Below are 21,167 nucleotides of genomic sequence, written 5' to 3' on the forward strand. Positions count from 1 at the left end.
TCAGCGCGTCGGCACGCTGCGGGCCTGATCGCCCCCCAGATAGCGCGCACTGTTGCGACCGTCTGCCGGGCGCAAAAGCGAGGCGCGCTGCCATGGCGCGTCCGGCAGCAACACGGCGCGTCGCGCCACGAAGCGACCCGTGTATGGCCCGAAATATACGGCGCGTCTGCTGGCAAATCCACCAAGCTGCAAGCGCTGGTCAAAGCTGTGACCCAGACCTGCGACCCGGAAGCCGGGTGCCGTTGCGACAGGCTCAAGATACCCTTCGACCGACAATTGGCGCAGCGTGTTGCCCCCTTCGCGGAAGCGGCCAAAATCGAGCGATGAGACCTGTAGCGTTCCGTGCGTGAACTGGCCTTTCGCAACAACGAATTGGCTGGAGATCAGGCTCCGACCGGGCGGCGGTGTGAGTGGTGTTTGCCCGATACGCCAGCCCTCGGACGCCGATCCGGTCAAAACGCCCGATACGATGTCTTCGCCCTGTGGCGCGGATTGCAAAAGACTGGCCTGGACCGATCCATCCGACTGCCAGATGCCGCTGACCGTGACCCGCTCGCCTGCGTTTGCGGCGGCGTTTGTCAGGCCAAGAACGGGCGTGCTGTTCACCGAGTATCCCGAACCCTGCCGCAAGAGGATGCCAGTCAACGGGTCATCAATGTCGATGCGTTGGGCTTCAAACCGGCCAAGCCGGGCACGGGCCAGCGTCGTCAGCGTGCGACCGGGCACAAGCATGCTGTCGCCCCCGCGCCGGTTTGCGTCGAAAATGCGGGTGGAGGACGTCACCTCGACCCGAAGGCCGTTCACAAGCACGCTGCCGCTGCCTGTCATCAGTCCAACGATGCCGGTGCCGCCGATCCCGCCTTCAAACGGATCGTCACCTAGTTGGGAGGTGGAAATGGCCGGGGCGCATGCTGTCAACGCGGTGCCGCCCAAAAGCCCAAGCGCAGTGCGTCTTGTCAAACGTGTCACGGGTCTTGGGCCTTCTCGTCTTGGTCCGCATCAGCGGTGTCTTCGCGGTAGAAGTAAATGCCCAGACGATAGCGTTGTCGAGGGCCGGGCGCATCTTTACTGTCGCGGTGCAGGGCGCTGGACTGGCGGTTCAGGTCTTCCAACATGGCTTGAGCCTGCGCGCGCGCCGCGGTCTCGATGGCATCCACGGCCTCTGGCGGGAGTTGGTTGTAGAACACCGCCCGCTCGAAGAACGGAGGGGTTTCTGCCAGCAGGTTCTCTGTCGCCGCGGCGAGATGATCCCCCACATTGGCAGCAAAGAACGCTTCCTTGTCCGGAGCATTGCCGGTGCCGACAATGGCATCGGCTTCCAATTGCAGCAGCCCATCAGGTGTTTCGGTGACAAGGCCTGCGTTCTGCAACTCATCCAGTACGGTGCGCGGTCGCACGTCGCGGCTGACGGAGCGGACAAGTGTTTCGAAGTCGGGGCCGCTGTCCACCTGCCGGGGCAGCAAGATGGGCGTGCCGGTGGCCTCGGTGAAGTCCGGGGCGGACATCCACTGCCCGATCACGGTCGCCAATAACGCGCTTTTTCGGCGGGAAGCTCCCGTTTCGTCGGCACCTTCGGCCCGGATTGTGCGGATGTCCTTGCGGTGCACGCCGGTCAAAAGGGCGATGCGGCTGTCGGTCAGCGGCTTGTCATCAAGGCGAAAAGACTCCTCCGCCACCTCGACATAGACCCGTTTCAACAGGCTGTAGACAACCGGGGCCGTCAGGCCGCGCGCAATCATCGTGCGTACCAGTGGGCGCAGTAACCCTCTGAGAATACGCAGAAATGCGCCGGATACGTCAATGTGCTCGCTTCTTGCCATGGCATAACAATACGTCGTGTGGAAAATTTTTCCACGCAAAACCTTGAATTCTTCGGGGGCTGCGTCACTTCGTCATCCGTGGGAAATATTCCCACATATAATATCGGACAGCACGACCCCGTGTCGTGAACTTTGGGAGACTACCTATGAAACGCCGTTCCTTTATGAAGATGACCGCCGTTGGCGCGGCTCTGGCCACTCTGGGCGCTTGCGCGGAGATGAACACGCAACCCGACATCGTGGATACCGCGATCGCTGCCGGGTCCTTCAACACATTGGTCGCCGCCGTTCAGGCCGCTGATCTGGTCGACACGCTGAAAAGCCCCGGTCCTTTCACCGTCTTCGCCCCCACGGATGAAGCATTTGCAGCACTGCCTGCGGGCACCGTCGAAAATCTGCTGAAGCCTGAGAACAAGGACCAGTTGGTCAGCATCCTGACCTACCACGTCGTGCCGGGTCAGACCCTGTCCTCCGACCTTGCCGGTCAGCGCCTGAGCGTTGCGACCGTAAATGGCGCAAACGTCCATATCGACGGCCGCAACGGTGTGAAGGTCGAGAAGTCGAACGTGATCCAGGCCGACATTCTGGCCTCGAACGGCGTGATCCACGTGATCGACCGCGTTCTGCTTCCCTAAACCCTCACCTTCCGGACGGAGACTGAATCATGCCAACAACGACATTCACCTTTACCGGATTTGCTGAAAGCGACCTGTCCCAGGGAAACCTGGGGCACGGCTCCGTCTTTACGCAACCGGACGTCGCGACCCTCGAATTCGAAGTGACCGACAACGACGCCACCCTCAGCGGTGACATTTTTGACTTTTCCATCGACCGACACGGGCAAGAGGCATCAATTCTGTCTGGCGGAGAAGACGTCGGAACAGGCGCACGGGTCTATGCCGAGCGTGCATTCCACCTCACGGGTTCGGACGGCAACGAATACGTCCTGATCGAGATCGAGCAGGAACACAGCCACACTGATTATTTCACATATCGTGGCGCCGTGCCGCCTGCTGGCACCGAACTGACGGTGACAGGCGCAGCAGACGTCTTCCACGTGGCCTACGCAGACCTTGGCGCCGGCGACACGACACAGAACATCGTGGCCATTGCGGCCGGATCTGACGATTTCAACATTCTGGTTCAAGCACTGACTGCGGCCAATCTGGTCGGAGCCGTGCAGAATTCAAATGATATCACCGTGTTTGCCCCGACAGACGCGGCCTTCACACAACTGGCGGTGGACCTTGGGTTTACCGGCGACACGTCCGACGAAGATGCCGTATTTGGCGCCATCGCCGCGGCGTTGACCGAACTGGCACCGGACGGCGATCCAATTCCACTGCTCACGGACATCCTATTGTATCACGTGTCGCCCGGTGCCAGGACGGCGGACGAGATTGCAGACGCAGGAACGATAGACACGTTGCTGACGGGCGCATCCATCGGCGCAGACGGCACTGAACTGATCGATGCCGAACCGGACATCGAGAACCCGAACATCGTTGTGCCGGATATCACCGCCACAAACGGCACAATCCAGGCCATCGACCGGGTGCTCTTGCCGCTCGATATTCCCGGCAACACGCCCGAGCCGCCTGAACTGCCGACCCTGACAGGTCTGGTTGCTGCCAGCGGCGGGGTGTTCGACACAGACGGGACCGACTTCGACATTCTGCTGAACGCGGTTCAGGCCGCCGGGCTTGCAGGCGCGCTGGACGATCCCGAAGCTGACCTGACCGTTTTTGCCCCGAACGATGCGGCTTTTGTCGGCTTGGCGACGGCCTTGGGCTTTGCCGGGTCGGACGAGGGAGAGGCGTTCGCCTATATCGTCGATGCGCTGACCTTGCTGAGCGCTGGCGGCGATCCTATCGCGTTGCTGACGGACATCCTCCTCTATCACGTGTCGCCCGGGTCGCAGGACGCGGACGCAGTGTTGGGGTCCACCACGCTGGACACTCTGCTGGGTGCCACCATCGGCGTGGACGGGGCCACCTTGGTCGACAACGACCCCGACGTGCCTGATCCAAACCTGATCGCGACCAACCTTGAGGCATCCAACGGCATCGCGCATGTCATCGATGGTGTGCTGTTGCCGGTTGACGTGCTGCAAAGCAACGGGCCCGGCCGCGTCGACTTCGTCATTGACGACGACAGTGGCTCGGTCATCCGCACGGGTTGGAATGACGACTTCGCCTCTGGCAAGGGCGGCAATGATTTCATCCGTCTCGGCAGTGGCAACGATGTCGGACTTGGTGGTGACGGCGATGACCTCATTCTTGGTGGGCGCGGCAATGATACCATGGACGGCGGTAACGACGATGATCGGCTGTTCGGCGGTTCCAGCGAGGACGTCCTGATTGGCGGTGATGGCAACGACACTCTGGGTGGCGGGCGTGATGATGACACGCTGGACGGCGGCAATGGCAATGACCGCCTGATCGGCAGCCATGGTGATGACGAACTGACCGGAGGCGAAGGCGAGGACATCTTTGTCTTTGGTCGCAGCGGCGGCGACGACCTGATCACCGACTTCACCCAAGGTGAGGACGCCATTGCCCTGCGCAACTACCATGGCAATGGCGATCGGATGGACATCGTGTCGGACGGCGAAGATGGCGCAGTGATCAGCTACGGGCGCACAACCGTGACGCTCGACGGGATCATGGCCGATCAAGTGACCGTCGACGACTTCCTGTTCTGATCTTCATCAGCCTGTATGCAAAGTGGAGATGGCCGCGCCCCTGGGGTGCGGCCATTTCAATTTGGGTCATGCGACCTGACGGCCTACACTCCACACGTTGCGCGCAACGGCCATTCCGTCATGTTTGGCAAAGCGCACCAGATCAGCCCGTCGTCTCAAGGCAATCTGGCCACGGTCGGACAGACCCACGGACCGGGCCGGTGCGTCGGTCACCGTGGCGATGCCCCGCGCCATGTCGCCCCAGATCTCGCCCAACTGGACCGCCGACAGCAACAATGCAGCAGGCACGTAGTCAGATGATACGATGTCCAGCAGGCTGCGGTCAGCAAGCTCTTGCGCTGCGACGTTGCCCGAATGCGACCCTCCGCGCACAAGGTTTGGTGCGCCCATGATGATCGCAATGCCAGCGGCACGGCACGCCTCGGCGGCGGCAAGCGTAGTTGGAAACTCCGCCATGGCGACCCCGTGGCCCGCAGACACTGCGACCTGATCCGCCGTGGTGTCATCATGGCTGGCCAGCACCGCCCCCAAACGCCCCGCCTCCGCCACAGCCACAGCCTCGTGCTGCGCGCCGAACCGGGTCTGGATGCTTTGCAGATTGGCCACGTGCGCGTCGAATTCTGCATTCGTCAGGTTCCGCTTGCCCATGACGTAGGCCCGCATCTTGGCAAGATCGCTGAACTGACGCTGCCCCGGCGTGTGATCCATCAGGCTGAGAATTCCGACGCGGTCCTCGGTGCTGAACTCGGACAATTCCTCAACCAGCGTTTCGGAACAGATCTCGGCCCGCAGATGCAGCATGTGGCTGATCTTGAGGAACCCCTGCGCCCGCAGCGCCAACATCTCCGACGCCAAAGCGCGCGCATATTTTGGATACCGGCCCTTGCTCTCGGGGATCGACCCCACGCGCATTGCATCAAAGACGGTGGTAATTCCGGCGCCCGCCAGTTCCCTGTCATGGGCAAGGATCGCGGGTCCATGCGGCCACGCCACTTTGGGACGGGGTGCGATGTGGCGCTCCAGATTGTCGGTGTGCAATTCGATCAGGCCGGGGGCAAGATAGTCGCCACCGCAATCCAGTGCCCCTGCCGGGACCGCCGCGCCCGTGCCGATCTCTGCAATCAGCCCCTCTCGCACAACGACATGGCCGGTGATGACCTCCTTTGGCAGCACCAGCTTGGCGTTGGCGAGGATCGTATCTTGTGTCATGTGGCTGTCATCTCACGCTGGAAAGGGGATGGGATATGTACACGCGCTACGCCATTTACCACACACCCGAAGCGGGCACACCGCTGGCGGAGCTTGGCGCGGCGTGGCTCGGTTGGGACAGCGCCCAAGGGTCGGCCCGCGCGCACCCGAACATCGATGGGGTAGACGTCGCGGCAGTCACCGCCACGCCCCGCAAATACGGGTTCCACGGTACGATCAAGCCGCCCTTCCGACTTGCCGAAGGGTGCAGCATTGATGAAATGCAGGGCGCGCTTGCCACCGTATGTGCCGATACCGCCCCCGTCACGCTGACGGGTCTGCAACTGGCGCAACTCGGCCGTTTCCTCGCGCTTGTTCCCACGGGGGATGCCAATGACCTCGGCGCGTTGGCGGCCCGCGTGGTGCAGGACCTCGACACCTTCCGCGCCCCATTGTCGGAGGCCGAATTGTCGAAACGCCGGACGAGACGCCTGTCGCCGGCGCAAGACGCGTATCTCATGCGCTGGGGCTATCCATACGTGCTCGACCAGTTCCGCTTTCACATGACGCTGAGCGGCAATCTGGACAAGGCAACGGCGCAGCAGGCCGAAGCGGCTTTGAACCAGTTGCTCACCCCCATCGCCCTCACACCCTACCGCATCGCCGGGCTGACGCTTCTGGGCGAGGATGCCGAGGGTATGTTTCACCACATTCATCACTACGCCCTGACCGGATAAAGCACGGCCAGTGCGGCCTGTACCGTCGCGTCCAGCGGTCCAGAATTGTCGATCATGGTTGCAGGCACTCCATCCGGTACCCCGACGCCCGCCCGTGCAAGACGGCGCGCGATATCATCATGGTCTTCGCGCCCACGGGTAGACAGCCGCGCCGCCAGCACTTCGGGCCGGGCCGTCAATGCAATCACCTGAAGGCAAGGAAACCGGGCCTGCGCCTGTCCAAGCACGCCCCGTGACAGGTTGGCCAACATGTCACGGCCACGTGCCAATTCGACCTCAACGCCGGACGGAATGCCATAGGACAGCCCATGTGCCGACCACCAGATGGCAAACGCCCCGGCGCGCGCCATTGCCTCAAACTCCGCCATGCGCACCGATTGAAAATCCTCGCTGTCAGTGCGGGCGCGCGTAATGACCCGTCGTACCCGGCCAAGGCGCGGGTCAGCGGCGATCATGGCGTCCATCACCGTGTCCTTGCCCACGCCGGACGGTCCAACCACCGCAATCAACCGGCCACTCATGGGCCGCACGCCACATCAACGTGGGTCATACGAAAACTCCAGCCGCGTCCCGCCCGGCTCGCAGATCATGAAATGCACTTTCGGACCCTTGCCCGAGACTTCGGGCGCAAACTCGACCTCGACACCGGGCCAATTCCGCACCTTCTCGAACAGTGCGTCCAGTGTCGCCTGATCCGGCACCTTCAGGGCGGTGTGATGCAGGCCAATCGCCTCGTGCCGGTCAAACGGGGTGCCTCCGCGCTGCTGCCAAAGCGTCAGCTTTGCGTGGCCATCGGTGACATAAGCGGACGGATACGCGTCATTGCCGCCAAACTGGGTCCAGCCCAGACATTCGACAAAGAAGTCGCGCGCCGCGCGCAGATCGCCCACAGTCAGGCCAAGGTGATCAATCCCAAGGGTCGTCAAAAGGGCCGCTCCTTCATCATGTGATGCCGTCAAACTAGACATCTTTCAGAGTTGTCGAGATTCCTATACAACTAGACAAGTGATAGGCGAGTCGCTAAGCCTCGTCCAGCCAATTCATGACAAGGTTCACCAGCATATGCCGCGCACGCCCATCTGGAAATCCATCGCTGACGATCTGTCGGGTGAGATTGCGGATGGCCTGTACCTGCCCGGTGACAAGTTGCCGACCGAGGCGCAACTGGCCGCCCGTTTCGGCGTGAACCGACACACGGTGCGCCATGCACTGTCGGCGCTGGTCGAAGCGGGGACAGTCCACACACGGCGTGGGGCAGGGGCGTTTGTGGCGCAGACCCCCACGGACTATCCCATTGGCAAACGGGTGCGGTTCCACCAAAACCTGCGCGCCGCAGGGCGCATGCCGACGCGGCAGGTTCTGTCCTTCACCACCCGCCTCGCCAGCCCCGAAGAGCGCGAAGCGCTTGGCCTAAAGCCGGACGATCAGGTGCACGCCTATGAAGGGCTCAGCCTCGCTGACGCCCAGCCGATCGCCATCTTCCGCTCGGTTTTCCCTGCGACACCCTTCCCTGACCTGCCAGCAGCGTTCGAGGCGTCCGGATCCGTGACAGCAGCGCTCAAAGACGCCGGGGTTGCGGATTACACACGGGCCTGGTCACGGCTGACAGCCACGCTGGCCTCCGCGACCCAAGCCCTGCACCTGCGCATCGCCGAAGGCGACCCGCTTCTGCGCAGCGATGGTCTGAACGTGGATACCACCGGACAGCCAGTTGAACTGGGCCGCACATGGTTCGCAGGCGACCGCGTGACACTGACATTGTCGGAGGAAGACTGATGGTGACAGCGCATCAAAAACATCGGCCAGCAATCGAGCGGCGCGTTCTGATCGGAGAAAACCTGAAATGGTGCTGCTGGAGAGAATCGAACCAGCGTGCCGCCAAAGGCGGCGCGCGTCGCCCCGGCAGGGTATCGGCCTTGCCGATGCCCGAGAGGGGCAGGCGTACTCAGCGAAGCGGCGCAGCCGATGCGCGTAAGTCGAGACCTGACGCTTGCCAAGTGGCGCAGATGTATCATCGGGAAGCGATCGGGCTGGTGCTGCTGGAGAGAATCGAACCAGCGTGCCGCCCTTGGCGGCGCGCGTCGCCCCGGCAGGGTATCGGCCTTGCCGATGCACGAGAGGGGCCGCCGCACTCAGCGCAACGGCGCAGCCGATGCGCATAAGTCGAGACCTGACGGTTGCCAAGTGGCGCAGACGTATCATCGGGAAGCGATCGGGCTGGTGCTGCTGGAGAGAATCGAACTCTCGACCTCTCCCTTACCAAGGGAGTGCTCTACCTCTGAGCTACAGCAGCGCCGTGCGCGGCGGGATAGCCCCAAACAGTCACCCATGCAAGCCCATTCTGGACGCCATATGCGCCCTGCGTTACAGAAGCGGCATGGCAGATAAAACCCCACCCAAGGCATCGGCGCAGGACGACCGCGAGGCGCGGTTGAAGCAAGCGCTCAAGGCAAATATGGCCAAGCGCAAGGCACAGGCGCGGGCACGGGCGGACGCAGGCAAAAAGCAGGAGCAGGACGATGGATAGTATTGTGGTAAAGGGCGGCAGCGCCCTGAATGGTCAGATCCCGATTGCGGGGGCCAAGAACGCCTGCCTGACATTGATGCCTGCGACCCTTCTCAGCGACGAACCGCTGACACTGACAAACGCCCCGCGTCTGTCGGACATCCGCACCATGACGCAGCTTTTGCAGTCTTTGGGGGCCGAGGTCACGTCGATGCAGGATGGTCAGGTGCAGGCCATGTCTTGCCATGGCGACATCAACACGCGCGCCGAGTACGACATCGTGCGCAAGATGCGGGCGTCGAACCTCGTGCTGGGCCCACTTCTGGCGCGCGAAGGACACGCGGAAGTGTCCCTGCCCGGCGGCTGCGCCATCGGCGCGCGGCCCATGGACATCCACACGGACGGGCTGGCCAAGATGGGGGCCGAGATCGAGTTGCGCGACGGCTACCTGCACGCCAAGGCGGACGGCGGCAAACTCAAAGGGGCCGTGATCGACTTCCCCTTCGCTTCTGTGGGGGCCACCGAAAACATTATGATGGCAGCGACCCTCGCCAAGGGCACCACCGTTGTCAACAACGCCGCGCGCGAGCCGGAAATCGTGGACCTCGCCACCTGCCTGCGGGCCATGGGCGCGCAGATCGACGGGGACGGCACGTCGTCCATCACGATCCAGGGCGTCGACAAGCTGCACGGGGCCACGCACCGCGTCGTCACCGACCGGATCGAACTGGGCACCTACATGCTGGCCCCGGCCATGTGTGGCGGAGAGGTGGAGTTGCTGGGCGGCAAGATCGACCTGCTGGCCGCCTTCTGCGAGAAACTTGACGCCGCAGGGATCAGCGTCAGCGAAACAGACAAGGGCCTGAAGGTCGCGCGCAAGAACGGACGTATCCGCGCCGTGGACGTGACAACCGAACCGTTTCCGGGCTTTCCCACGGACCTTCAGGCACAGATGATGGCACTGCTTTGCACCGCCGAAGGAACCTCCGTGCTCGAAGAGAAAATCTTTGAAAACCGGTTCATGCATGCGCCCGAACTGGTGCGCATGGGGGCCGAAATTGATGTGCATGGCGGCACCGCCACGGTTACAGGTGTCGAGAAACTCAAAGGCGCGCCGGTCATGGCGACGGACCTGCGGGCCAGCGTCAGCCTGATCCTTGCGGGCCTCGCGGCGGAAGGCGAAACACGCGTCGCACGGGTCTACCACCTTGATCGCGGCTATGAACATGTGGTGCGCAAGCTGTCGGGCGTGGGCGCAGATATCGAACGCATTGCGGGGGAATGATGGAAGACGCACGGTTTGAAGACGGGCGCGAAACGCCCCTGAACCTCGGAGCTTTGGACGCGGATGACCTGCAGGTCCTGTCGTCACTGGCGCAGGACGCGGTGTTTCCGGTGACGGAAATGCAATGGGACCGCAAGGCCCGCCGCTTCGGCCTGCTGCTCAACCGGTTCCGCTGGGAAGATGCAGGCGCAGACCGCCACGCGCCCGAACGGGTGCAATCGGTCTTGGCCTTCGAGAACGTTCTGCAAGTCGCTAGCCAAGGCGTGGACCGGGCGGACAAGGATGTGATCCTGTCGCTTCTGTCCGTGACGTTCGAGGCGGGCGACGACGAAGCCGGGGATATCCTTCTGACGCTGGCAGGAGACGGCGCGATCCGGCTTGCGGTCGAGGCGATCGAGGCCACGCTCAAGGACGTCACTAAACCCTACGTGGCTCCCTCGAAATCCGTGCCGAAACACGATGACTAAGCCATCTGTGCGCCGCCTGTCCGGGGCGGATGCGCCGGAGTGGCGGGCACTGCGGCTGGAGGCATTGTCGCGCTATCCGCAGGCGTTCCTGACCACCCATGACGAGGCGGCGGCTGTGCCGATGGACACCATCGTGCACCGGCTCGACACAGGGCACAGCTTTGGCGTCTTTCAAGACGCGGTCCTCGTAGGCATCGGCAGCTTGATCCACCTAACCAGAGAACAGACAAAACACCGCGCCGAGTTGGGCGCGTTCTTTGTCCAGCCACATGCCCAAGGCACTGGCACCGCGCGGGCTTTGCTGGATGGCATGGCAGAGGCGGCCGTTGATATGGGTATCCGCCAAATCGAACTATATGTCGCGTCCAGCAATGCGCGCGGTATCGCGTTCTACACCCGTGCAGGCTTTCACGAAGTGGGGCGCATTCCCAATGCAACCCTCAGCGACGGCATGTCCGAGACTGATTTGATCATGATCCGGCGCCTGACGTAAGGCGGATCCTGATCCGCCATTGCGCACCAATAGATGCGCCTTACGAGAGCTGCGCCGGACGTTGTGCCGCAATCGTAAGGCGGACGTGTCGTCCGCCCCGCCCTTGAGCCTGCCGCACCTGCCCGCTATGTCGCATCCGAACCGGAAAGGACGGCCATGCCCCAGTTTCTTGACCACAGCGATCCCGATTTCGAGGCGCAATTTACCGCCTTGCTGAACGCCAAGCGCGAGGACAGCCCGGACGTGGATGCAACCGTGGCCGACATCATCGCAGACGTGCGCGCGCGCGGCGATGCGGCGGTGATCGACCTGACCGGAAAATTTGATCGGATCACGCTGACACCGGACACGCTGCGTATCAGCGCTGAGGAGGTTGACGCAGCCATCGCCGATGTGAATGCCGAAGACCGCGCAGCCCTCGAACTCGCCGCAACACGCATCCGCGCGTACCACGAACGCCAACTGCCTGAAGACGCCCATTGGACAGACGATGCAGGGGCCACGCTCGGCTGGCGCTGGACGCCCGTGTCGGCAGCAGGCCTCTATGTGCCGGGCGGGCTGGCAAGCTACCCGTCATCGGTCCTGATGAACGCGATCCCCGCCAAGGTAGCAGGGGTAAAGCGCCTCGCCATCACGGTGCCCACGCCCGATGGCGTGATCAACCCGCTGGTCCTGCTGGCGGCGCGTATCTCCGGCGTGGATGAGATCTACCGCATCGGCGGGGCGCAGGCCGTGGCCGCGCTGGCCTATGGCACAGACACCATCGCTCCGGTCGACAAGATCACTGGCCCCGGCAACGCCTTTGTCGCCGCCGCCAAGCGGCGCGTGTTCGGCAAGGTCGGCATCGACATGATCGCCGGCCCGTCCGAAATTCTGGTCATCGCGGACGGCGACAATGATCCCGATTGGATCGCCCTCGACCTGCTGTCACAGGCCGAACACGATGAAAGCGCACAATCGCTGCTGATCACAACCGATCCCGCCTTTGGCCGCGCCGTGGCAGACGCCGTGAACGCGCGGCTCGAAACCCTCGAACGCCGCGCCATTGCGGGTGCCAGTTGGCGCGATTTCGGTGCCATTATCACGGTCTCTGATCTGGACACCGCTGCGGCCCTGTCGGACCGCATCGCGCCTGAACACCTTGAGCTGTGCGTGGCCGACCCGGTGGCGCTGTCCGAACAGATCACCCATGCCGGTGCCATCTTTCTTGGTCAATGGACACCCGAAGCCATCGGCGACTATATCGGCGGTCCCAACCACGTGCTGCCCACTGCGCGCTCGGCCCGGTTCTCCTCTGGCCTGTCGGTCATGGACTTCGTCAAACGGACCACGCTGGCGCAGATGACACCCGACGCCCTGCGTGCCATTGGTCCGGGGGCCGAACGACTTGCCGCGTCCGAAAGCCTCGAAGCGCATGGGCTGTCCGTGACCGCACGTTTGCGCAAGCTGAACGGCTAGAACTGGGGGCCAGCCCCCAGACCCCCGGGATATTATTAGCCGGAAGAAGTGGACTGGGGTGCCCCAGAAATCAGGGGCACGCCATTGTGTTGGCGCGGCGCAGCCCCTAAGCATTGCGAAAGATTGTTTCGTTGCCAAAGGCCCTTGCAGCCATGACCAAAATTGCCCGCATCACCCTCGACGATGCCAACCTTCCACCGCCCACGCCCGAGATCGAGCAGGAGCGGAAAGTGGCGATGTTTGACCTGCTTGAAGACAACACCTTTGTTCTGCCCGCACGGGACGAACGCCCGGTGCCCGCTGGCCCCTATCATGTCGGCCTGTCGATCCGGGACAAGCGTTTGGTTTTTGACGTGCAGACCGAGGCCGACGAGAAGGCCGCTGAGTTTCATTTGTCGCTTGGCCCCTTCCGGCAGGTCGTAAAGGACTACTTTCAAATCTGTGAAAGCTACTTCGAGGCCGTGAAAAAGCTGCCCCCCAGCCAGATCGAAACCATCGATATGGCCCGCCGTGGCATCCACAACGAGGGCAGCCGCGTTTTGCAGGAACGGCTTGAAGGCAAGGCAGAGGTCGACACCGACACCGCCCGCCGCCTGTTCACCCTGATCTGCGTTCTGCACTTCGGGGGATAGATGACCTCGCCCCTGCCGCAATCCATCCTGTTTTGCTGCGATCACAACGCGGTCCGTTCCCCCATGGCCGAAGGGATCATGAAGAAGTTCTATGGCACCGGCACCTATGTCCAATCCGTGGGTGTCAAAAACGACATGGAAATCGATGGCTTCTCCATCGCTGTCTGCCAGGAACTGGATGTGGAGTTGAGCCGCCACCGCTCGCGCAGCTTTGACGAGATGGAGGATTGGGGCGACGACCTGTCGTCCTTTGACCTTGTGGTGGCGCTAAGCCCTGCCAGCCAGCGTCGCGCGCTGGAGCTCACCCGTTACTATCACCTGGACGTCGAATACTGGCCGATCCTCGACCCCACGGGGCTGGGTGAAACGCGCGAGGCCAAGCTGGAAAGCTACCGCGCCGCCCGCGACCAGATCATCACCCGGCTCACCGACCGCTGGGGGCCAGCGCAGGAGAAAGAGTAATGGATGTGATCTCCCGCTATTTCGAAGCCTTCAATGCGGGCAATGTGGATGGCATGTTGGCCTGTCTGACCGATGATGTGGCGCACCACGTCAACGAAGGGCAGGTGCGCATAGGCAAGGATCTTTTTGCTGCGTTTTGCGCCCACATGAACCGCTGCTACGCCGAAAACCTGACGGACATGGTGATCATGGCCAGCAAGGACGGCACCCGCGCCGCTGCAGAGTACACGGTCAACGGCACCTACTTGCAAACGGATGACGGCCTGCTCGAAGCCACGGGCCAGACCTACCAACTGCCCGCCGGGTCCTTCTTTGACATCCGGGAGGGCCGGATCGCCCGTGTGACCACCTACTACAACCTCGCCGACTGGATCCGACAGGTCAGCGCATGAGAGTGGACCTGCTGACCGGTGCCGCGCTCACGGATGCGCTGGACGACGTGGCCCGGTTGCGGCTCGCGGTCTTCCGCGACTGGCCCTACCTTTACGAAGGCGACTTCACCTACGAACGCCGCTACCTTGAGATCTACGAGCAAAGCAACCGGGCGACCATCGTCGCGGTCTATGACGGGGACTGGATGGTGGGGGCGGCCACCGCAGCCCCCCTGTCAGAACATGCCGACGCGTTCTTTGACGCGTTTGCAGGCACCACAATCAACATCGACACCTGCTTTTATTGCGGGGAAAGCGTGTTGCTGCCGCGCTTTCGCGGGCGTGGGCTGGGACATGTCTTCTTTGACAAACGCGAGGCTCATGCGCGGGACATGGGCTATTCGCACATGTGCTTTGCGGCGGTTGTGCGCCCGCCCGATCACCCGCTGCGCCCCTCTGCGTACCGGTCGCTCGAGCCGTTCTGGGAAGGGCGCGGATACAGCCGTCTGCCGGGCGTGGTTGCGCATTTCGGCTGGAAAGACGTCGATCAGGCAGTCGAGACCGACAAGCCCCTGCAATTCTGGATGAAAGAATTGTAGCTCAGCTGCACTGGCGGGCGGCAGCGTCGCTGTACCCCTTCCACCGGGTCCAGAACCGCTCATCAATGGCCCGGTCCGACTGCCGAACCTCCTGCGCCTGCTGCGGATTGCTGAAGAATCCCGCGCCGCGACGTTGGTCGTTGGAGGACAGGGACTGGTTCGCCACCGCCTGCACACATCCACAGCGGGCCCGGCTGGCCTGATCCCGGCCCCCACTGCGGCAGGCGGAATAGATGGGTCCGGTGGCAAACAACACCGGCTGCGTGGTCACAGCCCGGCTGCTGGAATAGGAAGAGCCGCCGCCACAGGCGCTCAGGCCCAGGGCTGCCACCCCGGCAATAATCATGGTCGCGCGTTTCATGTTTCCGCTCGCCTCTGCTCTGGCGGGTTGGCCCGCTCTGAATGGATGCAATTATGGCGGATTTCCGGAGAGAGGGCAATTCACGAACAAGCGCGCGGCCCCAAGGGCCGCGCGCGTAGCCCCGGCAGCGCATCAAAGATGCGCGAGAGGGGAAAGCGATCAAGAACTCAGGCCGCGTAGCCCCGGCAGCGCATCAAAGATGCAAGAGAGGGGAAAGCGATCACGAACTCAGCCCGCGCGGCCCCGGCAGCGCATCAAAGATGCAAGAGAGGGGACAGCGCCCTTGCGCTCCAAAGCCAAACCCCGCCGACAGGCCAGCACGGATTTGACCAAGCGCACCCGTCTGGCTAAGACATCCACAAAAGACCGGAGAGCAGAATGACCCGCACCCGCCTGATCCTGCTGGCGATCCTCGCCGCGACAACACTGACCGCCTGCGAAACCGCCAAAGGCTTCGGCCGCGACATCACGCGCGCAGCAGACGCAGTGGACCGGGCGATTTAGCGTCCTGGCGAAGCCAGTGCGCGTCACCCCGGCAGAGTATTGCGAAGCAATGCACGAGAGGGGGTAAGCCTCCAACCAAGCACCGCTGCGGTAGGGCGGGCTTCAGCCCGCCAATCAATCGTTCTGCAAACCTCGTTTTCGACATTCTCGCGCGGAATCAAGGGCGCAAGCCCGCCGCGCATCCATTGCCCGTCAGGCGATTTTGCCAAAGCAAAATCTGCCGAGAGGGGGCAGGCCCTCCCACGGCCTGTCGATTTGGTCGATCTTGGCACGCCGGTGAAATAGAAGACGTACTTGGCAGCCATAAAGTGCGTCAGTACGAACCTTGGATCGACAGACCAGGGCCAGCCGATGCGCGGCTTGGTGCAACGATTGCCAAAATAATACCGTAGGTCGGGCTTCAGCCCGCCAAACTACACCCACAAAACCAAGCAAAGGCCGTTCTACGCCTCGGTCACGTTTGGCAATCGTGGCAAGCCGTCCGGCGCTTCTGGGGCAATGATCCCTTTATAACACTGGCCGAGTTGCTCAACCAAAGCATCCGCAGACCCGCCAAGCAGGAAAGAACTGCCAGTGATGATCGACGCCCATAAGACTTTCGATGTGATCAAGCCTGCGGCGCCTTCACCTGCCTTTTTATAAAATGCATCTGCAAACAATCTGCGCGGACTACCAGCATCAGCAGCATCCTTCAGCGCGCTGATCTCTTGTTGGGCACGAACAAGCCGTTGGTTCAGGTTCGAGACGGTGTTTGCCGCCAAACGCAGAGCGTCTTGGAGCTCTGTTTCTCGTTGCGACTTTGGCGCATTACTATTCAATATCAAAGCGATACGCTCCAATATAGCGGGCAATACACTTAAAGGTTCTAAGGCCTCCGGCAAGGCGTTAGAGATTTCACGAGAGTAGGCATTCGTAGCCATCGTGATAAGCTGTTGAAGGCCAGATGCAGCTATGGCGTTGGTTGTCGCATTCTCAATCAGAGCAACTGCTTGCGACTCGATGACTTCAGGCGGCAAGGCGTCTTTGGTGTTGAGATCCGCTTTAATCTCCCGGATCGCCTCAGCCACCTTGGCGACCGCATTTTCCCCCTCCCAAACGTCGTTCGGGATCTTCGCCACTTCAACGGCCAGATCCCAATCGCGGAACGTTCCATTCCACATCTCGCGATAACAATTCGCCCAAAAGGCCCAATCCGGATGTTGGTATAGGCTCTGCAAAAAAAACGCCGTGGGCCAAAAAAACTTCTTCTGGCGCAGGAGGGTCGAGCCAAACCGCAGATGAACTCAAATGCTCAGGTTTGAACATTACATCAGTTTGGTGAGCGAAATAATCAGCAACGGAGGCGCTGCCATTGGCAGCGGCACTTGCGGCGGCGGCCTCGGCGGAACGTGTCACGTTTTTTTCGGCAGCGGTAGCTGCAGCATAAAAGCCAGGGCCGTTGAATGCTCTGGCAGCGGAAGCAGCAGCTACGCGTAATTCTTCTCTCGAATCTGAGGCTTGTTTTAAGCCGCAAGTTGCGGATGTAATGATCGACCTGAGTGCCAGCAAAACACGGGTTCGCAAAGGTGGGTTTTGCATACGGCCGACTAATGCGATCGTCCGCAGTGCTGAGCGGCTGGCCATAGTGCACCGCATCTCATGGCTTTGCTTCTCAAACCACGCCTTGGCCTGCTCGATGTCCGAGAAATCCACCTCACTCACAAAAGTACCCCACCTGCGAAACCAGCTTCAATTTCCGTGCACGGTTCGACCATGACACCGCTCGCACATGTCCGCAATTTCTGCATCACTTCCCGAACCTACCAAGGCAGGTTGCATCCGCTCAACCACGCCACTGCCCCATTAACCCAATCTCAACAAACCCCACCGCACGCCCCGTTAACCCCCCAAACGCTGCACAGCCGGTGTACGGGGGGTGCACAGGGGGTGCATGGGGGGTGACACCCTATTTCGCCATAAAACATTGGCGTTAACCCCCGATTCCCGGCCCGATGCCAAAACGCCCCACCGAACGTTGCGCGCCGCGGCGTCCCGGCCCATTGACCAACCCCCCGTTCCGCGACATATCCAAGCCCATGACACCGCTCTCACATATCCGCAATTTCTCCATCGTCGCCCATATCGACCACGGGAAATCGACCCTCGCCGACCGGCTCATCCAGTCCACCAACACCGTGGCCGACCGGGACATGAAGGAACAGCTGCTCGACAGCATGGATATCGAACGCGAGCGGGGCATCACCATCAAGGCCAACACCGTCCGCATCGACTACACCGCCAAGGACGGTGAGCACTACGTCCTGAACCTCATCGACACCCCCGGCCACGTGGATTTCGCCTACGAGGTCAGCCGCTCCATGCGCGCCGTCGAAGGCTCGCTTCTGGTCGTGGACAGCACCCAGGGGGTTGAGGCGCAGACACTTGCCAACGTCTATCAGGCCATCGACGCCGACCACGAAATTGTCCCTGTTTTCAACAAGATAGACCTGCCCGCCAGTGACATCGATCGCGTCGCCGAACAGGTCGAGGATGTGATCGGCATCGACGCCTCGGGTGCCATCGCCGTCTCCGCCAAAACGGGCGAGGGGATCATGGAAACGCTTGAGGCCATTGTCACCGAACTCCCCGCCCCCAAGGGCGATCCTGACGCGCCGCTCAAGGCCATGCTGGTCGACAGCTGGTACGACAGCTACCTCGGCGTCATCGTCCTGATCCGCGTCATCGACGGGCGGCTCAAGAAGGGCGAAAAGATCAAGTTCCTGTCCAACAACACCGTCCACCACGTGGACCGCGTCGGCGTTTTCCGCCCGCAGATGGAGATGGTGGAGAGCTTGGGCCCCGGCGAAATTGGCTTCCTCACGGCGTCGATCAAACAAGTCCGCGACACCCGCGTTGGCGACACAATCACCCACGAACGCAAAGAGGTCGAGGCTCTCCCCGGCTTCAAACCCGCTCAACCCGTCGTTTTCTGCGGCCTTTTCCCGGTAGACAGCGCCGAGTTCGAAGACCTCCGCGACGCCATCGACAAACTCGCCCTCAACGACGCCAGTTTCAGTTTTGAAATGGAAACCTCCGCCGCCCTCGGCTTCGGATTCCGTTGCGGCTTCCTCGGGCTTCTCCACCTCGAAGTCATCCGCGACCGTATCGAGCGGGAATACGGCATTGAACTGATCACTACGGCGCCGTCGGTCATCTACCACGTCCACATGCGGGACGGCACGATGATGGAACTGCACAACCCCGCCGACATGCCCGATCTGTCCATCGTCGACCACATGGAAGAACCGCGGATCAAGGCCACGATCCTCGTGCCCGACGAATATCTCGGGGATGTGCTGAAACTCTGCCAGGACCGCCGCGGCATCCAGGAAGACCTCACCTACGCCGGCAGCCGTGCCATGGTTGTCTATGACCTGCCGCTGAACGAGGTGGTGTTCGACTTCTATGATCGGCTGAAATCGGTGACCAAGGGGTACGCGTCCTTCGATTATCAACTGACGGGCTACCGTGAGGATAATTTGGTCAAGATGTCGATCCTTGTGAATGATGAGCCTGTGGATGCGCTGTCGATCATGGTTCACCGCGACCGGGCCGAGATGCGGGGGCGGGCGATGGTGGAGAAACTCAAGGATCTGATCCCGCGCCACATGTTCAAGATTCCGATCCAGGCGGCGATTGGGGGCAAGGTGATCGCCCGTGAAACCCTGTCTGCGATGCGGAAGGATGTGACGGCAAAATGCTACGGGGGGGATGCCACCCGGAAGCGGAAATTGCTGGACAAACAGAAGGCCGGGAAGAAGAAAATGCGGCAGTTCGGGAAGGTGGATATCCCGCAGGAAGCGTTTATTTCCGCTCTGAAAATGGATGGGTGAGACGGAGGGTGTCCCAGCGCGGGACAGGACTCCGTTCGTTAGAATTCAATGGGTTACAGGGGCGTGTTAGGGAATTGGTAAGGTTTCCTGGGTTTTTATTTATCGGTTTTTAGCTTTTTTGCCTTGTCGTAGGGATGCGGAAGCGGAAGCTGCTGGACAAGCAGAAGGCCGGGAAGAAGAAGATGCGGCAGTTCGGGAAGGTGGATATCCCGCAAGAAGCTTTCATTTCCGCCCTCAAGATGGACGGCTAAGCCGTCCATATCGGGCGGAAATGAAAGCAGTGCGCGAAAGTCGTATCGCGCAGCGATGCGCGTAGCGGCACCCGGTTGAGCATCGTTTTTAGAAATGAAGCGAAAATGCTGGATGATCAAGCGGCATTCTGTTCTACTACGCTGAGTAGTACAGGGAGCGGTTCAGATATGGCGAATCTGCCTTACGTAACAGCAACGGGTAATATTGCGAAAGCCATTGATGCAATTAAGAAAGCCGCTACACCACCCAAGGTTTCCGGCGACTTCGTTAAAAACATTCTCGGCATTAAGGGTGGTTCTGGTGATCAAATCACGAGTTTCTTAAAGAAAATTGGTTTGGCGGACGCTGGCGGGTCTCCTACTGAATTATATAATAAGCTCAGGAACCCAACAACTAGCGGCGAAGCGATTGCTGAATGCTTGCGTATAGCGTACCAACCACTATTTGAACGAAACGAGTACGTTTACAGCCTAGATGATGAAGCCTTGAAAGGTTTGATTATCGACGAAACGGGGAATGCAGACGACTCCAATCCTGTCAAAATGGCTTTATCCAGCTTCAAAGCGCTTAACGAATTCGCGGACTTTAGTGGGCGTTCGGAAATTATAGAGAAACAAACAGCCACCTTGCCTGAACCAGAAGCGCCGCCGGCTGAATTTAGAAATTTAGGGCAGGTTTCAGTTCAATCACCGAAGTTAAATATTGGTTACAATATTCATCTTAACCTTCCGGCTACGGATGACATCTCTGTATTCAATGCCATTTTTAAAAGCCTGAAGGAGAATTTATTGATCGATGACTGATCGTGCACTCCTTGATAAAGTCCGAGCATTTGGAATGTCTGGTTTTCAAATTCGGGACGACATTTCAAAAGTTGAGAAGGAAAAGACACTCAATTTGCTGGTGCGGCCGCGAGCTGAGAAGGTCAGAAAGCTTGAGGGATATGATCAATTTGAGGGCAGGGTTCGTGCAGATGCAGCGCAGATGTCTGAGTTTTACGAGATATTCTATTGCCTAGAGGTCTCGATAAGACAACTAGTCGAAAACATTTTAGAGGAGGCAGAGGGCGCTGATTGGTGGAATTCGGAGCGGGTAGAGAAAGAGTTTCGCGAATATGTACAAAGGATACAGTCTGATGAAGCTAATACAGAAATTACGACTCGATCTGAAAGAAATATCGATTACTTGACCTTTGGACAACTGGGTAAACTGATTACAAATAATTTTGATGTTTTTAACGCAGTGCTTTCTTCAAAGCGGGCCGTTGATAGAATTATGAGCCAACTGAATTTATTGCGCAATCCTATAGCGCATTGTGGATTATTGGCCGACGACGAAAAAGAAAGACTGGAATTGACTGTTCGAGATTGGTTTCGGATGCGCTCTTAGTAAGTTTAGAAATCGTTGGATTGGGGGCCATTCCAAGTGAACCCACAACACCGGCGGGGTGAAACCC

At 60.6% G+C, this 21,167-nt stretch carries 26 protein-coding genes and 1 tRNA gene; 18 read left to right on the top strand and 9 right to left on the bottom strand.

Translation table 11 applies throughout. From position 1 onward, the window contains the following. Both Q1A32_RS08125 and Q1A32_RS08130 read right to left on the bottom strand, forming a co-directional pair. Positions 1 to 969 carry a DUF5666 domain-containing protein gene (locus Q1A32_RS08125; RefSeq protein WP_299651715.1) on the bottom strand — a complete coding sequence of 323 codons (969 nt, stop codon included), beginning with the start codon at positions 967 to 969 and terminating at the stop codon, positions 1 to 3. Continuing rightward, the gene (locus tag Q1A32_RS08130; RefSeq protein ID WP_299651717.1) at positions 966 to 1,820 is read right to left on the bottom strand and encodes a DUF6502 family protein; all 855 of its coding nucleotides are present in this window, start codon (positions 1,818 to 1,820) and stop codon (positions 966 to 968) included. The genes Q1A32_RS08125 and Q1A32_RS08130 overlap by 4 nt, the downstream gene beginning before the upstream one ends. Positions 1,821 to 1,966: 146 nt before the next feature. Between Q1A32_RS08130 and Q1A32_RS08135 the strand changes: the two genes are divergently transcribed. Both Q1A32_RS08135 and Q1A32_RS08140 read left to right on the top strand, forming a co-directional pair. Then, positions 1,967 to 2,455: a fasciclin domain-containing protein gene (locus tag Q1A32_RS08135; RefSeq protein WP_299651719.1), complete on the top strand. Its 489-nt coding sequence runs from the start codon at positions 1,967 to 1,969 to the stop codon at positions 2,453 to 2,455. 29 nt (positions 2,456 to 2,484) lie between these two features. Beyond that, on the top strand, positions 2,485 to 4,524 hold the full coding sequence (locus tag Q1A32_RS08140) for a fasciclin domain-containing protein (protein ID WP_299651721.1): 2,040 nt from the start codon (positions 2,485 to 2,487) through the stop codon (positions 4,522 to 4,524). Positions 4,525 to 4,590: 66 nt separating this feature from the next. On the opposite strand, the gene Q1A32_RS08145 is transcribed toward Q1A32_RS08140, so the two are convergent. Continuing rightward, positions 4,591 to 5,733, bottom strand: coding sequence for an alpha-D-ribose 1-methylphosphonate 5-triphosphate diphosphatase (locus tag Q1A32_RS08145; protein ID WP_299651723.1), 1,143 nt, complete (start codon positions 5,731 to 5,733; stop codon positions 4,591 to 4,593). A 35-nt stretch (positions 5,734 to 5,768) separates the two neighbouring features. Here Q1A32_RS08145 and Q1A32_RS08150 point away from each other — a divergent pair, with 35 nt between their 5' ends. Next, positions 5,769 to 6,449, top strand: a complete 681-nt coding sequence (locus Q1A32_RS08150; RefSeq protein ID WP_299651725.1) for a DUF1045 domain-containing protein — start codon at positions 5,769 to 5,771, stop codon at positions 6,447 to 6,449. Here Q1A32_RS08150 and phnN read toward each other — a convergent pair. Then, positions 6,431 to 6,970: a phosphonate metabolism protein/1,5-bisphosphokinase (PRPP-forming) PhnN gene (phnN, locus tag Q1A32_RS08155; protein ID WP_299651727.1), complete on the bottom strand. Its 540-nt coding sequence runs from the start codon at positions 6,968 to 6,970 to the stop codon at positions 6,431 to 6,433. The genes Q1A32_RS08150 and phnN overlap by 19 nt on opposite strands. Before the next feature lie 15 nt (positions 6,971 to 6,985). Beyond that, positions 6,986 to 7,408: a VOC family protein gene (locus Q1A32_RS08160; RefSeq protein WP_299651729.1), complete on the bottom strand. Its 423-nt coding sequence runs from the start codon at positions 7,406 to 7,408 to the stop codon at positions 6,986 to 6,988. A gap of 103 nt (positions 7,409 to 7,511) precedes the next feature. On the opposite strand from Q1A32_RS08160, the gene phnF reads away from it, so the two are divergent. After that, the gene (gene phnF, locus Q1A32_RS08165) at positions 7,512 to 8,225 is read left to right on the top strand and encodes a phosphonate metabolism transcriptional regulator PhnF (RefSeq protein WP_299651731.1); all 714 of its coding nucleotides are present in this window, start codon (positions 7,512 to 7,514) and stop codon (positions 8,223 to 8,225) included. Between the two features lie 442 nt (positions 8,226 to 8,667). Here phnF and Q1A32_RS08170 read toward each other — a convergent pair. Continuing rightward, positions 8,668 to 8,742: transfer RNA gene (locus Q1A32_RS08170), tRNA-Thr, on the bottom strand. 84 nt (positions 8,743 to 8,826) lie between these two features. On the opposite strand from Q1A32_RS08170, the gene Q1A32_RS08175 reads away from it, so the two are divergent. From Q1A32_RS08175 to Q1A32_RS08215, 9 genes are all read left to right on the top strand, one after another. Then, complete coding sequence (locus tag Q1A32_RS08175; RefSeq protein ID WP_299651733.1) at positions 8,827 to 8,976, top strand: hypothetical protein; 150 nt, start codon at positions 8,827 to 8,829, stop codon at positions 8,974 to 8,976. Next, on the top strand, positions 8,969 to 10,240 hold the full coding sequence (gene murA / locus Q1A32_RS08180) for a UDP-N-acetylglucosamine 1-carboxyvinyltransferase (RefSeq protein WP_299651735.1): 1,272 nt from the start codon (positions 8,969 to 8,971) through the stop codon (positions 10,238 to 10,240). Before Q1A32_RS08175 ends, murA begins: the two co-directional genes overlap by 8 nt. Beyond that, positions 10,240 to 10,707, top strand: a complete 468-nt coding sequence (locus Q1A32_RS08185; protein WP_299651737.1) for a DUF2948 family protein — start codon at positions 10,240 to 10,242, stop codon at positions 10,705 to 10,707. The genes murA and Q1A32_RS08185 overlap by 1 nt, the downstream gene beginning before the upstream one ends. Further along, a complete protein-coding gene (locus Q1A32_RS08190) occupies positions 10,700 to 11,200 on the top strand; it encodes a GNAT family N-acetyltransferase (protein ID WP_299651739.1) in 501 nt (166 codons plus the stop codon). Before Q1A32_RS08185 ends, Q1A32_RS08190 begins: the two co-directional genes overlap by 8 nt. Before the next feature lie 156 nt (positions 11,201 to 11,356). Beyond that, entirely contained in the window at positions 11,357 to 12,658 is a 1,302-nt protein-coding gene (hisD, locus tag Q1A32_RS08195; protein WP_299651741.1) for a histidinol dehydrogenase, read from the top strand. 152 nt (positions 12,659 to 12,810) lie between these two features. Further along, the gene (locus tag Q1A32_RS08200) at positions 12,811 to 13,290 is read left to right on the top strand and encodes a UPF0262 family protein (protein WP_299613553.1); all 480 of its coding nucleotides are present in this window, start codon (positions 12,811 to 12,813) and stop codon (positions 13,288 to 13,290) included. After that, a complete protein-coding gene (locus tag Q1A32_RS08205) occupies positions 13,291 to 13,752 on the top strand; it encodes a low molecular weight phosphatase family protein (RefSeq protein ID WP_299651743.1) in 462 nt (153 codons plus the stop codon). Next, on the top strand, positions 13,752 to 14,144 hold the full coding sequence (locus Q1A32_RS08210) for a ketosteroid isomerase-related protein (RefSeq protein ID WP_299651745.1): 393 nt from the start codon (positions 13,752 to 13,754) through the stop codon (positions 14,142 to 14,144). Before Q1A32_RS08205 ends, Q1A32_RS08210 begins: the two co-directional genes overlap by 1 nt. After that, entirely contained in the window at positions 14,141 to 14,722 is a 582-nt protein-coding gene (locus tag Q1A32_RS08215) for a GNAT family N-acetyltransferase (protein ID WP_299613550.1), read from the top strand. The genes Q1A32_RS08210 and Q1A32_RS08215 overlap by 4 nt, the downstream gene beginning before the upstream one ends. Position 14,723: 1 nt before the next feature. On the opposite strand, the gene Q1A32_RS08220 is transcribed toward Q1A32_RS08215, so the two are convergent. Continuing rightward, positions 14,724 to 15,083: a hypothetical protein gene (locus tag Q1A32_RS08220; protein WP_299613549.1), complete on the bottom strand. Its 360-nt coding sequence runs from the start codon at positions 15,081 to 15,083 to the stop codon at positions 14,724 to 14,726. Between the two features lie 378 nt (positions 15,084 to 15,461). On the opposite strand from Q1A32_RS08220, the gene Q1A32_RS08225 reads away from it, so the two are divergent. Continuing rightward, positions 15,462 to 15,587 (top strand): entericidin A, encoded by a 126-nt coding sequence (locus tag Q1A32_RS08225; protein ID WP_299613548.1) that lies wholly within the window; start codon positions 15,462 to 15,464, stop codon positions 15,585 to 15,587. Positions 15,588 to 16,030: 443 nt separating this feature from the next. On the opposite strand, the gene Q1A32_RS08230 is transcribed toward Q1A32_RS08225, so the two are convergent. Both Q1A32_RS08230 and Q1A32_RS08235 read right to left on the bottom strand, forming a co-directional pair. Next, positions 16,031 to 16,747 carry a hypothetical protein gene (locus Q1A32_RS08230; RefSeq protein WP_299651747.1) on the bottom strand — a complete coding sequence of 239 codons (717 nt, stop codon included), beginning with the start codon at positions 16,745 to 16,747 and terminating at the stop codon, positions 16,031 to 16,033. Further along, positions 16,707 to 17,288, bottom strand: a complete 582-nt coding sequence (locus Q1A32_RS08235) for a hypothetical protein (protein WP_299651749.1) — start codon at positions 17,286 to 17,288, stop codon at positions 16,707 to 16,709. Before Q1A32_RS08235 ends, Q1A32_RS08230 begins: the two co-directional genes overlap by 41 nt. 374 nt (positions 17,289 to 17,662) lie before the next feature. Here Q1A32_RS08235 and lepA point away from each other — a divergent pair, with 374 nt between their 5' ends. The 4 genes from lepA to Q1A32_RS08255 all read left to right on the top strand — a co-directional run bounded on the left by lepA (position 17,663) and on the right by Q1A32_RS08255 (position 21,100). After that, positions 17,663 to 19,459 carry a translation elongation factor 4 gene (gene lepA, locus Q1A32_RS08240; RefSeq protein ID WP_299651751.1) on the top strand — a complete coding sequence of 599 codons (1,797 nt, stop codon included), beginning with the start codon at positions 17,663 to 17,665 and terminating at the stop codon, positions 19,457 to 19,459. 182 nt (positions 19,460 to 19,641) lie between these two features. After that, the gene (locus Q1A32_RS24035; protein ID WP_366141226.1) at positions 19,642 to 19,710 is read left to right on the top strand and encodes a hypothetical protein; all 69 of its coding nucleotides are present in this window, start codon (positions 19,642 to 19,644) and stop codon (positions 19,708 to 19,710) included. 105 nt (positions 19,711 to 19,815) lie between these two features. Next, the gene (locus tag Q1A32_RS08250; protein ID WP_299651755.1) at positions 19,816 to 20,514 is read left to right on the top strand and encodes a DUF5343 domain-containing protein; all 699 of its coding nucleotides are present in this window, start codon (positions 19,816 to 19,818) and stop codon (positions 20,512 to 20,514) included. Continuing rightward, complete coding sequence (locus Q1A32_RS08255; protein WP_299651757.1) at positions 20,507 to 21,100, top strand: Swt1 family HEPN domain-containing protein; 594 nt, start codon at positions 20,507 to 20,509, stop codon at positions 21,098 to 21,100. Before Q1A32_RS08250 ends, Q1A32_RS08255 begins: the two co-directional genes overlap by 8 nt. The last annotated feature ends 67 nt before the right edge of the window (positions 21,101 to 21,167 follow it).

The organism is uncultured Tateyamaria sp. (assembly GCF_947503415.1).
Classification (GTDB): Bacteria; Pseudomonadota; Alphaproteobacteria; order Rhodobacterales; family Rhodobacteraceae; genus Tateyamaria.